A 12717-nucleotide genomic window follows, 5' to 3' on the forward strand; every position below is an offset into this window, starting at 1 on the left:
GTAAAAAAGCTGATAACTTCTTTACATACAGATAGTTAACTGTGCGCATTTTTACTGGTCTAACGTGATAAACGCGCATGCGCACGAATAAAATGTTATAAGCCATAGGAAATCACATTTGGCCATTCTGTTTTTTACCGTTTTTATTGTTACTTTTTGCTGGGTAGAGCTTCTTTATTTAGCTTTAAATCGCTTTGGCAAGGTAGCCACCGTAGGAATCTCGGCACTGGGTGTAATCGCAGGCTTTTTCTATTCATATTATGGTGTAACAGATTACACTAGAGACAATAAAGCCGTCTCACTGGTGGCCTTTAGCATTCTTGCCTATCTAATACCGGTAATTGTGTTGTATTTTATCGCTTTGTTTACAAAACATTTCAGTACAAATAGTAAGCATGTTTGGGCAGCAGGAACTGGCTTTATTAACTGTTTCGTTTGGCCGTTCTTCACCCTTGCACTTGGTTGCTATACACAACTGGATTGTATTTAATGGCTTATAACAAATTGCTTAATTTCGTTCCGGTCACAAACAGCGTGGCCTCCACTGGACTGCCTACGCTGCGCTGAGGCAGCCAATTAGCAAAGCGTTAGCTGTCGGGAGAATTATGCTCAGCTTAACCTTCGCGGTAATGCTATCGATAGCAAATATGATTTATGCCGCCGTAATATATATGTCATTACATGGTTGGCTTGTCGCACATGAACCAAGTGGCATGCAGTTGCTTATTCATTTAGTAATTACGGCGCCAGTTGTTGTAATAACTACGGCGTGGTTTTTTTATTTAAAAAGAGCAAGAAACTACAGTCCCAACTTGTGGAAGTTTAATCTCATGGGGCTTTTTATTCCGATGCTGAGTATTCAAACCGGAGTTACTCACTATCATTATGACAAGATTGGTCTGGCAATCTCAGTACTGGTAGCTATGGGTTTATCTTCGTTGTTTTTTATAGAGGTTTGGCGAAGTGCTCGCAGCTAACAAGGCAATTAAAAATCGCCCACAAAAGGCGTGGGCTGGACTCGCTAGCGCTCGCCCTTTATTGCGGCGTTAAATCCTTAAAAAATTTTAATCCGAAACTGAAGAGTTAGAGCAACGGCTCTATCACGCTTTTGTCCCATATCTTCAGATGACGAAACGGTTGTATGGTGAGTAAATTGCCATTGAAGCACCTGTGACAGTTGGCGATATGGCAGAGCATTCACATCCATGTGATCGCTGCATTAGTACATCCTGTACAGCAGATGTCGCCGTCGAGCCTCTGGGCTTTTTGTCAAAGAATGGGATGGCGTGTTACTGGGGAGACAATGGCAATTTCCTTTGTCCTAGTGATAAACAGTTGACACACTTTTTCACAAACGTTTTATTTCGAGAAGTATTGTTTAAGCAAGTCATAACGCCGTTTACTCAATTCCAAACCATTCTACTTTTTCGAAAAATCTAAGCGTGATTTCGCGTTATTCATTTTCAAATTTCCTTGTTATTCTGCCACCATCAGCATTGCCACTGTTTCACGCTGTCATTTGGGGAGCCAAGAGATAGCGAGTGCACAGGCTAATGCTTTACGAGTTAGGAGCATAAAATGAAAGTCTTAGGCCAGTTTTCTGCTAAACCTGCGATGGATGGCGACGGGGTGAATATTCGCCGAGTGGCTGACTTTATCAGCACTCAGTTTGACCCATTCTTGATGATGGATGAGATCAAATCCGATGATAAACAGGATTTTATTGGTGGCTTTCCGCCGCATCCGCACCGTGGGATGGAGACCTTTACCTATATCCGTAAGGGCGGGTTTGAGCATAGAGATCAAATGGGTAACGTCAAAGCGATTCGTGCAGGCGATGTGCAGTGGATGAGCACGGGTTATGGCGTGGTGCATTCCGAAATGCCGCTGGCCGATGCACTCAATGGTCTGCATGGCTTCCAAATTTGGGTCAATATGCCCGCGAAAGATAAACTGCGCCCCGCGACGTATCAGGATACGGCTTCAATCCCAAGCGTTGAAACCACGAATGACACAGGCGCAACCCTTAAAGCCTTGGCGGGTGATTGGGCTTTTGCGGGTAAGAGCGCCATCAGTGCCACCATCCAAGGATTAGCGGGCGAAGCGGCGATTGCCGACTTGATGATTAACGCCAATGGTGAAGCGCTGCTCGATTTATCCAAGCATGAGTTTGCCGCCCTCTATATTTACCAAGGTGGCTTGAGTAAGGGCGAAGGCTCACTGTGGTCATTCAATGAAGGCGAGTTTTTAGTGCTCGATAGCCAAACGCCATTGCAGCTTAAGGCCGATGATCGCGGTGCGGGCATGTTACTGTTTGTGGGTAAACCGATTCGCGAAAAAATCGTGCAGATGGGTCCCTTTGTGATGAACACCCAAGCGGAAATTCAGCAGGCGATTCGCGATTATCAAGAAGGCCGTTTTGGCCAAATCGCTTAATCTGTTAAGTCTGCCGCGCTGAGCAAAACCAAAGCCTTGTATCCCAGCAGGGCTTTTTTATTGCTGTTTACGCCGACGATTTCGATTGTTTAAGGACTTGAGTTTAAGGATTTGAGGTAAAAGTTGCCCGTTGTTGCTACAATAGCGGTACTTTTGGGTTGAGCGAGCGCAGAATTGAATTCTTGCCTTACGTAAACCTGAATCTTGATAAACCCGTTTAATCGATAAGTAACGCAATTTTAGTAACCTAGCAGCCGCTTCGTTACCCACCACAGGATATTCGCCTTGAGCAATTCAGATACTAAGCCTACTTCATCACTGGCTTTCTTGACCCTTAAGCTAAAAACCGAACTGCTTGAGAACCTTTCTTCTATGGGCTACAACGAGATGACGCCCATTCAGGCGCAAAGCTTGCCAGCCATTTTAGCGGGCGAGGATGTGATAGGTCAGGGTAAAACGGGGTCAGGTAAAACGGCGGCCTTTGGTCTAGGTTTACTAAATAAATTAGACGTTAAGCGTTTTCGCATTCAAACCTTAGTGCTGTGTCCAACCCGCGAGTTGGCCGACCAAGTGGCGCAGGAGATCCGTACTCTCGCCCGTGGTATACACAACGTGAAAGTATTAACCCTGTGTGGTGGTGTGCCAATGGGGCCGCAAATTGGCTCTTTAGAGCATGGTGCCCATATTATTGTGGGAACCCCGGGGCGGATTGTCGATCACTTAGACCGCAATCGTTTAGATTTAAGCAATCTAAGTATGTTAGTGCTTGATGAAGCTGACCGTATGCTCGAAATGGGGTTCCAACCTCAGCTCGATGCGATTATTGAACAGTCACCACGCGAGCGCCAAACGCTGCTGTTTAGTGCAACATTCCCTGAGCAAATTCAATCGATTGCTAAACAAATCATGTATAACCCTGTGATGGTTAAGGCCGCGGTTACCCATGAAAAAAATACCATCGAACAGCATTTTTATCAGTTAGATGACGATAAGTCGCGCATGCAAGCGCTGCAATTATTACTGTTAGAACATAAGCCAGAAAGTGCCGTGGTGTTTTGTAATACCAAGCGTGAAACGCAAAAAGTGGCCGACGAACTCGAGGGTTTAGGCTTTAGTGTCTTGGCCTTGCACGGCGATTTAGAACAGCGCGATAGGGACGAAACCCTGTTGCAATTTGCCAACAAGAGCGCCTGTGTGTTGGTCGCAACCGACGTGGCCGCCCGTGGTTTAGATATTGATGCGCTAGATGCCGTATTTAACTACCATGTGGCCTACGATACCGAAGTGCACATTCACCGTATCGGCCGTACTGGCCGTGCGGGCAGTAAAGGCGCTGCTTATACCTTTTACAACGATCAAGACGGTTACAAGATCGCCTTACTAGAAGAGTACTTAGATCGAGAAATTACCAGTGAATCACTGCCATCATTAAGCTTGCTTGGCAGTGCGCCCAATGCGCCAACCATGATCACTCTGCAAATCGATGGTGGTAAAAAAGAGAAACTTCGCCCTGGTGATATTCTTGGCGCCCTGACCGGTGATAATGGCATTGAAGGTACGCAGGTGGGCAAGATCCTCGTGACCGACTATCGTGCTTATGTGGCGGTAAACCGTAAAGTGGCTAAAAAGGCACTGAGCAAGATCACCAGCGGCCGCATTAAGGGTAAGTCTTACCGCGCGTGGTTGATGAAATAAACTGCTATTAAGTGAACAAAGAGCGAAGCCAAATGGCTTCGCTTTTTTGTTTTTAGCGCATCTAACTTGATAGTGCCTTGTCATAATCCGAGTGCTTGGTCGTAACTAGCGACACTTGCCATTACGGCATCGGTGTCGATGCAGAGTATGATTGCTAAATGAGGAAAAGGGTGATTTACTTTTTTATTCAATCACATAGTTACTGACATCTTTTTGCCATGGGGTGATGAGGGCTGAGCTGCAATAAATCCCAACGGTTGCCATAGAGATCTTCAAATACGGCAACAGTGCCGTAATCTTGCACTTGTGGCTCGCGAATAAAGTGAATGCCTATTGACCGCATATGCTCATAATCGCGCCAAAAATCATCGGTATTTAAGAATAAAAACACTCGTCCTCCGGCCTGATTACCGATAAATGATTCCTGCTCGGGTTTGGAGGCTTTGGCTAATAGTTGGGCCGTACCATGGGAATTAGGCGGCGCAACCACAACCCAGCGTTTATCTTGCTCGGGTTGATAACTGTCTTCAATCAATTCAAATTTGAGTTTATTAACATAAAAATCAATCGCCTCATCGTAGTCTCTTACTACGAGTGCGATATGGACAATAGTCTGTTTCATCTCGGTATCTCGGTTTTTGATCGCGACTACAACCGCTATTGCAATCGCTATCGCAATGGTTAGCGCATTGCCGCGACAGCACAATCAACTCATGGCGAAAGTGAGTGGCTTGAAGTCACTCACTTATTAGCTGCTCATTGTAAAAGCTAAGGGCAAGGTAATCTAAATTGATCTGAGAGTTCATTTAGACGGCTGAGTAACTCAGGGGAGAGGCTGACTTTTAAGCTGTCGATATTCTCTTTTAGCTGGTATAAATCTGTGGCGCCAATAATGTTTGAGCCAACAAATTTACGTGAATTAACAAAGGCTAGCGCCATTTGCGCGGGGGATAGATTAAACTCGCGGGCTAAGTCTACGTAGGCCGCTGTGGCATCGAGTGCCATTTGCGAACCAGTATAACGGGCGAAGCGTTTAAACAGGGTTAAGCGCGCGCCTTCGGGCCATTGGTTGTTGCAATATTTGCCGCTCAGGGCGCCAAAGGCTAAGGGCGAGTAGGCTAGCAGCGGTAACTCTTCGCGGTGGCTGATTTCACTCATGCCCACCTCAAAGCTGCGGTTGAGCAGGTTATAGGGGTTTTGCACTGTGACAATGCGCGGCAGGCCGTGTTTTTCCGCCAGTTGCAGGTACTTCATCAGTCCCCAAGGGGTTTCGTTCGATACACCGATATAGCGCACTTTACCTTGGCGAATGACTTCGGCGAGGGCTTCGAGGGTTTCGAGGATCGGCGTTTGCTGCTCAATCTCTTGCTCGTCGTAAAATAATTCCCCGAAGAAGTTGGTATTGCGATCCGGCCAATGTACTTGATAGAGATCGATAGTATCGATTTGCAGGCGTTCGAGCGAGGCATCAACTGCTTGGTGAATGTTGTTCCAGTCTAGCGCCATGTTTTTGCGAATATAGTCACTCTTGCCACCTGGCGCGGCAATCTTAGTGGCGATAACTAAGTCATCACGGTTGCCACGGGCCTTGATATATTGGCCCAAAATGCGCTCGGTTTCGCCTTGGGTTTCCGGCTTTGGCGGCACAGGGTACATTTCCGCAGTATCAATAAAGTTGATGCCACTGCCTATGGCGTAGTCTAGCTGTGCAAAGGCCTCGGCTTGGGTATTTTGTTCGCCCCAAGTCATGGTGCCTAAACAGATTTTGCTCACCTCGAGATTAGAATGCGGTATGCGTCTGTATTCCATCTATTTCTCCTACGGAAACTATCTTAGTTCGAGGCTATCAAGCTTTTGCTGTAAAGCAAAGGTTAATGCGGCGCTAAGAATGTTAGTGGGTTAAAAATAACCAATGCCTTGTGGGGATTTTGCTAGGTTTATTGCGACATATTGTGCACTAACTCGCCACTGACTCTGGGTTTTGTGCCTTTGCCCCGATTCGGGGTCTAAGAGGGGGATTTTTGTCTGTTTTTATATAGTTAAGTTATTTCTAAAACAGTTATGATGTAATTATGAATTATTTGTTATAAAACTACATTTGAAGTTTTTGTTCAGAATCTGACTCGATCTTCATCACAAAATAATGCAATTTTACGTATATTACTTACGAAATTGCGGCGGAATGTGACGCCACTATCGGATTATCTGTTAACAAACATCTACCCTAAATTTATCTAAAAATTTTCATGGTTGATATTTGTGATGGCAGATTTTTCAAACCAAGTTATAACGATCAAAAAAGGCCTCGACTTGCCGATTTCGGGTGAGCCTAGGCCGATCATCGAACCCGGTAATAGGCCATCCCAAGTGGCCCTGTTGGGTGAGGAGTATGTTGGCTTAAAACCGACGATGTTGGTGGAAGTCGGCGATAAGGTCAAAAAAGGCCAACCTTTGTTTGAAGATAAAAAAACAAAGGGCGTACTGTTTACCGCTCCCGCCAGTGGCGAGATTGTGGCGATTAACCGTGGCGAGCGTCGAGTCTTACAATCCGTGGTGATCCGCTGCAATGGCTTAGACGCCGATGAGCAGATCCGTTTCGATATCCACACCGATTTACAGGCACTTTCTGCCGAGGTGGTTCAGGCGCAATTGGTTAACAGTGGTCTGTGGACTGCGCTGCGTACCCGTCCTTTCTCCCGTGTTCCCGCGTTAGATAGCAAACCCGCAGGTATTTTCGTGACGGCTATGGATACCAATCCACTCGCCGCCGATCCTAGGTTGATTATTGCCGAGCAGCGCGATGCCTTTAAGGCAGGCTTAGCGGTACTGAGTCATTTAACTGAGGGCAAGGTTTACCTTTGCCAAGATAAGGGCGAAGCCTTAGTCGGTACTGATTTACCAAAGGTTGAAGTGCGCCGTTTTGCTGGCGTGCATCCAGCCGGATTAGCCGGAACTCATATTCACTTTACCTTGCCCGTGAGCATTGAGCGTCAGGTATGGCACATCGGCTATCAAGATGTGATCGCCTACGGCAAGCTGTTCCAAACGGGTGAACTCTATACCGACCGCGTAGTGGCTTTAGGTGGTCCAAGTGTGCTTAATCCACGTTTACTGCGCACTCAGTTAGGGGCAGAGCTGAGCGCCTTAGTGGCCGATGAGATTAAACCCGGCAATAACCGTGTGGTATCAGGCTCAGTGTTATCGGGCCATACCGCCCAAGGCGTACATGACTTTTTAGGCCGCTTCCACAACCAGGTATCGGTTCTCGCCGAAGATGCGCAGCACCAAGTATTGCCTTGGGTGCGTGGCGGCTCAGACAAGTTTTCTATCACTCGCGCAGTGACTTCCCGTTTATTTGGCCTGACTAAATCCTTCGAATTTACCACCCATCAGGGCGGCTCTCAGCGCGCCATGATGGCCTTTGGTCAGCTCGATCGCGTAATGCCATTAGATATTTTACCCACTCTGCTAGTGCGTGACTTAGTGGTGCGAGATACCGATGAGGCGCAGGCGTTAGGCGCATTGGAGTTAGATGAAGAAGATTTGGCCCTGTGTACTTTTGTGTGCCCTGGCAAGTATGACTTCGGTAAAGAGCTACGTGCTTGTCTAGATGTTATCGAGAGGGAAGGTTAATGACGACACAACCTAAAAAACCTGATTTACAGGACGACTACTACGCCACGGGTAAATCGATGAAGGGCTTTGTGCGCTCATTGGTGATCGCCAGTGGTCGCAGCACTAAGGGACAAGTGCACGTACGTGACGCCATTGACGTAAAACGTACCATGACCTTAGTGGGCCTTTGTTTATTACCCGCCATTTTATTTGGCTTATATAACGTAGGCTTACAGGCTCAGCTCGCACTAGCAAGCGGCTTAACGACGCCAGAAACCTGGAAACTCGCGCTGTTTAACGCTTTAAGCGGTGGCTTAAGTGCCGAGACGGGCGTGATTGGTTTATTCCTCTACGGCTTAAGTTTTTATCTGCCGATTTACTTAACGGCATTGCTGACAGGCCTGTTTTGGGAAGTGGTGTTTGCCAAGGTGCGTCGCCAAGAATTGCACGAAGGTTTCTTCGTCACTGCCTTGTTATTTACGCTGATTTTACCCGTTTCGATTCCGCTTTGGCTGGTGGTAATGGGGATTAGCTTTGGGGTAGTGATTGCCAAAGAGCTGTTTGGTGGTATGGGATATAACTTCCTTAACCCCGCATTAGCTGGCTTGGCCTTTATCTATTTTGCCTATCCCTCAGAAGTCACGACCGTTAAGCAACTGGTTGCCGTGGATGGTTTTTCTGGCGCGACAGCCCTAGCGCAAGCCGCTGCCGGTAAGCTGCAATTTGCCGATTACGCTTGGTACAGTGCCTTTAGCGATCCTAACTGGTGGAATAATTTCTTCGGTTTTACCGTGGGCGCGATTGGTGAAACCAGCACGCTCGCTGTGTTGCTCGGTGGTTTATTGCTGCTTATCACCCGTTTAGCTGATTGGCGCATTGTGGTGGGCGTGATGCTAGGCATGATTGCCACTGCAACCTTGTTCAATGTGATCGGTTCGAGCACTAACCAGATGATGGCAATGCCTTGGACATGGCACTTAGTCACGGGCGGCTTTGCTATCGCGATGATGTTTATGGCGACTGATCCTGTCACGACCTCTTATACCCGCCAAGGCAAGTTCGCCTACGGCGCCTTGATTGGTTTTATGACAATCCTTATCCGTGTGGCTAACCCCAAAATGCCAGAAGGCGTGATGTTAGCCATCCTGTTCGCCAACCTGTGGGCACCGCTGTTCGATTATCTGGTGGCCCGTGCCAACATCAAACGGAGAGTAAAACGTCATGGTATTTAAGAAAGATACTGTGGTGGGGACCATGATCTTCACCATCACGCTCTGCCTTTTGTGCTCCTTTATGATCACCGGTACCGCAGGCGTGTTGAAAGAGCGTAAGCTCGCAAAAAAACGCGATGAGTTACAACGTTATGTGTTGATGGCGGCCGATGTGAATATTGGCCAAGGTAATGAGTTTAGAGAGATTTTTGCTAAATCCGTTAAGCCATTATTGATTAATCTTGACACAGGCAAAGTGGACTCTGATGCCAATGTACTCGACTTTGACGAGCGCATGGCGGCGATTAACCCTGAAACCTCAAGCGCCCCTAAAAAGGATATCGCCAAAATCAAGACCCGCGCCAACGATGCCCGCGTGTTTAAGGTGTTCGATGATAGCGGCAAATTAACCAGCGTCGTAGTGCCTTTCTACGGTAAAGGGCTATGGTCGATGATCTACGGTTACGTGGCCGTCGAGCCTGACTTTAATACTATTAAAGGCATGGTGGTTTACGAGCACGGTGAAACCCCAGGTATCGGTGACTTTGTGACTGACCCACATTGGTTATCCCTGTGGAAGGGTAAACAACTCTTTGACGATAAAGGCAAGTTTTCAATACGTCTCGTGAAAGGTGGCGCCAAAGAGGGCGATGTGCACGGTGTTGATGCTGTGAGTGGCGCGACCATGACCGGCCGTGGCGTGCAGCGCGCAATGGAGTTTTGGTTTGGCGTCGAGGGTTTCCAAACCTTCTTCAACCAATTAAAGGCATCGGCTGATCAAGGTGAGTTGGGAGGTGCAAAATGAGCAACAGTTTATCCATGCGGGACATGCTAGCAGGCCCTGTATTTGCCAATAACCCAGTGGCGATGCAAGTGCTGGGCGTATGTTCGGCGCTGGCGGTGAGTAACTCCATGCAGACGGCCGTGGTGATGACACTGGCGGTGACCTTCGTACTGGTGTTCTCTAACCTTATCATCTCCGCCATTCGCAACTTTATCCCTAACAGTGTGCGGATTATTGCCCAGATGACGGTGATTGCCTCCTTGGTGATTATCGTCGATATGGTGTTGCAGGATGTCGCTTACGAGCTATCTAAGCAACTATCTGTATTTGTTGGGTTAATTATTACTAACTGTATCATCATGGGCCGCGCAGAAGCCTTTGCGATGAAGTATCCACCTCACTTAGCCGTGGTCGATGCCGTGGGTAACGCGGCGGGTTATGGCTTGGTGCTGATCAGTGTGGCCTTTGTGCGTGAGCTGTTAGGCACGGGCAATCTATTTGGTCATAGCGTGTTGACTACGGTTGAAAACGGCGGCTGGTACTTACCTAACGAGATGTTTAAGTTGCCACCAAGCGCCTTCTTCCTGATTGGCCTGCTGATCTGGACCATTAACGTGATCCAGCGTAAACGCGGTTAAGGAGCGGATATGGAACACTATATTAATCTGTTTTTACAGGCCACATTCTTAGACAACATGGCGCTGTCGTTCTTCCTCGGTATGTGTACCTTCTTAGCCGTGTCTAAAAAGGTGTCGACCGCCTTCGGCTTAGGTGTTGCCGTTATCGTAGTGATGACCTTAGCCGTGCCCTTAAACCAACTGATCTACGCGAAGGTGTTAGCACCGGGCGCATTGGCTTGGGCGGGCATGCCAGGCATCAATTTAAGTTACCTGCAACTGATCACCTTTATCGGTGTGATTGCGGCCTTAGTGCAAATCCTTGAAATGTTTTTAGATAAATACATTCCAAGCCTGTATGACTCCCTCGGGATCTTCCTGCCACTGCTCACCGTAAACTGCGCGATTTTTGCCGGGGTGATCTTTATGGCTAACCGTGATTACAACTTTGCCGAATCGGCGGTGTTTGCCATGGGTTCGGGCACGGGTTGGGCGTTGGCGATTGTGATGCTGGCGGGACTGCGTGAGCGGATGAAGTTTCATGCGATTCCCGAAGGCTTACAGGGGATTGGTATCACCTTTATTACCACAGGGTTGATGGCACTTGGCTTTATGTCTTTCTCGGGGATCTCGCTGTAACGCGTGGCTGAGAAAGTAAAACCGCATTCTGTTTAGAAAAAGGGTTATCGAATGGAAATGGCAATAGGCATAGGCATGTTCACCTTAGTGGTGTGCCTACTGGTGATAGTAATCCTTATCGCCAAAAAGAAATTAGTGACTACCGGTGAGATCACTATCGGGATTAACGACGATGCCGAGAAAAGCATAAAAGTTGCCGCGGGCGACAAACTGCTTGGCGCTTTAGCGAGCAAGAATATTTTTATTCCCTCGGCCTGTGGCGGCGGCGGTACTTGTGGCCAGTGCCGCGTAAAAGTCAAATCGGGCGGTGGTGATATTCTGCCAACCGAACAAGGGCATATCACCAAGAAAGAAGCCAAAGAAGGTTGTCGTCTCGCCTGCCAAGTGGCGGTGAAAACCGATATGGAACTTGAGCTAGAAGAAGAAATCTTTGGCGTGAAGAAGTGGCAATGTGAGGTGATCTCAAACGATAACAAGGCCACCTTTATCAAAGAGTTACTGCTAAAACTGCCCGAAGGTGAAGACGTGCGCTTTAAGGCGGGGGGCTATATTCAAATTGAAGCGCCTGCCCATGTGGTGAAATACGCCGACTTTGATATTCCGGCTAAGTACCGCGACGATTGGGAAAAATACGGCCTGTTCGACTTAGTCTCCACTGTCAATGAAGACGTGCTGCGCGCCTATTCAATGGCGAACTATCCCGATGAAAAGGGCCGCATTATGCTTAACGTGCGGATTGCCACGCCACCATCGGCCAATGTGCCACCGGGTAAGATGTCTTCTTATATCTTTAACCTCAAGGCGGGGGATAAGGTGACTATTTCTGGCCCATTCGGTGAGTTCTTTGTGAAGGATACCGATGCCGAAATGGTATTTATCGGCGGTGGTGCGGGCATGGCACCGATGCGCTCACATATTTTCGATCAGCTAAAGAGTAAAAAGACCAAGCGTAAGATGAGTTTTTGGTACGGCGCCCGTTCGACCCGTGAGGTGTTTTACCAACATGATTTCGATGCATTAGCGGCTGAGAATGACAACTTTGTTTGGCATGTGGCGCTGTCGGAGCCGTTACCAGAGGATAACTGGACCGGTTACACTGGCTTTATCCATAATGTGATTTACGAAAATTACCTTAAACATCATAAGGCACCAGAGGATTGCGAGTACTACATGTGTGGTCCTCCAATCATGAACTCCTCGGTGATCCGTATGCTTGAAAGCCTAGGGGTCGAGCCTGAAAATATCCTGCTAGATGACTTTGGTGATTAAGCGGTAAGTGGAATAGAAAATCGCGTTAGGCACAGCTAGAACAGCGGAGTCTAACGCGATTTTTGTTTATAGGGCTTTTAGTTGGCTTTGATATCTAGCTACTAGCTAAAGGATTTACCGCCATGGCGGCTTAAATAGCTCACCATAAGCTGACTCTCAGCGGTATAGCATCCCATGCGAAACTCTCCTTGCCAGTAAGCAATATCGAGCGGACGATACCCCAGCGCATTTGGATGATTCACATCGGCACCCGCATCAACCAATAGTTTGAGCAGTTCAAAAGACTGTAGCTCACAGGCATGCAACAGTGCCGTCATCCCATTCTCGTCAACCCCTTGAAGATCAGCGCCATTGGCAATAATGCGCTTAACCGCAAGTGTATCCTTGGCTTTAACTGCATGGATAAGTTCAGTGTTCATAGGGATATTTAACCTGATCCTGTGAAGCAAAT

At 47.7% G+C, this 12717-nt stretch carries 13 protein-coding genes; 10 read left to right on the forward strand and 3 right to left on the reverse strand.

What is annotated here, in order from left to right:
• Window positions 1-118: 118 nt before the first annotated feature.
• The 4 genes from HG547_RS06490 to dbpA all read left to right on the forward strand — a co-directional run bounded on the left by HG547_RS06490 (window position 119) and on the right by dbpA (window position 4131).
• Window positions 119-490, forward strand: a complete 372-nt coding sequence (locus HG547_RS06490) for a hypothetical protein (RefSeq protein WP_169547366.1) — start codon at window positions 119-121, stop codon at window positions 488-490.
• 115 nt (window positions 491-605) lie between these two features.
• Complete coding sequence (locus HG547_RS06495; protein WP_169547367.1) at window positions 606-977, forward strand: hypothetical protein; 372 nt, start codon at window positions 606-608, stop codon at window positions 975-977.
• Between the two features lie 601 nt (window positions 978-1578).
• Complete coding sequence (locus HG547_RS06500; RefSeq protein ID WP_088586085.1) at window positions 1579-2436, forward strand: pirin family protein; 858 nt, start codon at window positions 1579-1581, stop codon at window positions 2434-2436.
• A 285-nt stretch (window positions 2437-2721) separates the two neighbouring features.
• A complete protein-coding gene (gene dbpA / locus HG547_RS06505) occupies window positions 2722-4131 on the forward strand; it encodes an ATP-dependent RNA helicase DbpA (protein ID WP_169547368.1) in 1410 nt (469 codons plus the stop codon).
• Between the two features lie 199 nt (window positions 4132-4330).
• On the opposite strand, the gene HG547_RS06510 is transcribed toward dbpA, so the two are convergent.
• Window positions 4331-4753, reverse strand: a complete 423-nt coding sequence (locus tag HG547_RS06510) for a VOC family protein (RefSeq protein WP_169547369.1) — start codon at window positions 4751-4753, stop codon at window positions 4331-4333.
• A gap of 146 nt (window positions 4754-4899) precedes the next feature.
• On the reverse strand, window positions 4900-5940 hold the full coding sequence (locus HG547_RS06515) for an NADP(H)-dependent aldo-keto reductase (RefSeq protein WP_069453455.1): 1041 nt from the start codon (window positions 5938-5940) through the stop codon (window positions 4900-4902).
• 453 nt (window positions 5941-6393) lie between these two features.
• On the opposite strand from HG547_RS06515, the gene HG547_RS06520 reads away from it, so the two are divergent.
• Genes HG547_RS06520 through nqrF form a run of 6 tightly spaced genes read left to right on the forward strand, consistent with a single transcriptional unit; the run spans window position 6394 to window position 12266 of the window.
• Window positions 6394-7764 carry a Na(+)-translocating NADH-quinone reductase subunit A gene (locus HG547_RS06520; protein ID WP_037429002.1) on the forward strand — a complete coding sequence of 457 codons (1371 nt, stop codon included), beginning with the start codon at window positions 6394-6396 and terminating at the stop codon, window positions 7762-7764.
• Entirely contained in the window at window positions 7764-8978 is a 1215-nt protein-coding gene (locus tag HG547_RS06525) for an NADH:ubiquinone reductase (Na(+)-transporting) subunit B (protein ID WP_037429001.1), read from the forward strand. The genes HG547_RS06520 and HG547_RS06525 overlap by 1 nt, the downstream gene beginning before the upstream one ends.
• A complete protein-coding gene (locus HG547_RS06530; RefSeq protein ID WP_169547370.1) occupies window positions 8968-9762 on the forward strand; it encodes a Na(+)-translocating NADH-quinone reductase subunit C in 795 nt (264 codons plus the stop codon). The genes HG547_RS06525 and HG547_RS06530 overlap by 11 nt, the downstream gene beginning before the upstream one ends.
• Complete coding sequence (locus HG547_RS06535; protein ID WP_011621547.1) at window positions 9759-10379, forward strand: NADH:ubiquinone reductase (Na(+)-transporting) subunit D; 621 nt, start codon at window positions 9759-9761, stop codon at window positions 10377-10379. The genes HG547_RS06530 and HG547_RS06535 overlap by 4 nt, the downstream gene beginning before the upstream one ends.
• A gap of 9 nt (window positions 10380-10388) precedes the next feature.
• Entirely contained in the window at window positions 10389-10997 is a 609-nt protein-coding gene (nqrE, locus tag HG547_RS06540; protein WP_169547371.1) for an NADH:ubiquinone reductase (Na(+)-transporting) subunit E, read from the forward strand.
• Window positions 10998-11048: 51 nt separating this feature from the next.
• On the forward strand, window positions 11049-12266 hold the full coding sequence (nqrF, locus tag HG547_RS06545; RefSeq protein ID WP_037414599.1) for an NADH:ubiquinone reductase (Na(+)-transporting) subunit F: 1218 nt from the start codon (window positions 11049-11051) through the stop codon (window positions 12264-12266).
• Window positions 12267-12367: 101 nt separating this feature from the next.
• Here the strand turns inward: nqrF and HG547_RS06550 are convergent, their stop codons facing one another.
• Window positions 12368-12685, reverse strand: a complete 318-nt coding sequence (locus HG547_RS06550) for an ankyrin repeat domain-containing protein (protein ID WP_211164573.1) — start codon at window positions 12683-12685, stop codon at window positions 12368-12370.
• Between the last annotated feature and the right edge of the window lie 32 nt (window positions 12686-12717).

This window comes from Shewanella sp. DNRA4 (assembly GCF_012843185.1).
GTDB classification, from domain to species: domain Bacteria; phylum Pseudomonadota; class Gammaproteobacteria; order Enterobacterales; family Shewanellaceae; genus Shewanella; species Shewanella xiamenensis.

Coding starts and splice junctions, on each gene's coding strand:
- HG547_RS06495 (WP_169547367.1), top strand. CDS start 606: ATGCTCAGCTTAACCTTCGCGGTAATGCTATCGATAGCAAATATGATT.
- HG547_RS06500 (WP_088586085.1), top strand. CDS start 1,579: ATGAAAGTCTTAGGCCAGTTTTCTGCTAAACCTGCGATGGATGGCGAC.
- HG547_RS06510 (WP_169547369.1), bottom strand. CDS start 4,753: ATGAAACAGACTATTGTCCATATCGCACTCGTAGTAAGAGACTACGAT.
- HG547_RS06515 (WP_069453455.1), bottom strand. CDS start 5,940: ATGGAATACAGACGCATACCGCATTCTAATCTCGAGGTGAGCAAAATC.
- HG547_RS06520 (WP_037429002.1), top strand. CDS start 6,394: ATGGCAGATTTTTCAAACCAAGTTATAACGATCAAAAAAGGCCTCGAC.
- HG547_RS06525 (WP_037429001.1), top strand. CDS start 7,764: ATGACGACACAACCTAAAAAACCTGATTTACAGGACGACTACTACGCC.
- HG547_RS06530 (WP_169547370.1), top strand. CDS start 8,968: ATGGTATTTAAGAAAGATACTGTGGTGGGGACCATGATCTTCACCATC.
- HG547_RS06535 (WP_011621547.1), top strand. CDS start 9,759: ATGAGCAACAGTTTATCCATGCGGGACATGCTAGCAGGCCCTGTATTT.
- nqrE (WP_169547371.1), top strand. CDS start 10,389: ATGGAACACTATATTAATCTGTTTTTACAGGCCACATTCTTAGACAAC.
- nqrF (WP_037414599.1), top strand. CDS start 11,049: ATGGAAATGGCAATAGGCATAGGCATGTTCACCTTAGTGGTGTGCCTA.
- HG547_RS06550 (WP_211164573.1), bottom strand. CDS start 12,685: ATGAACACTGAACTTATCCATGCAGTTAAAGCCAAGGATACACTTGCG.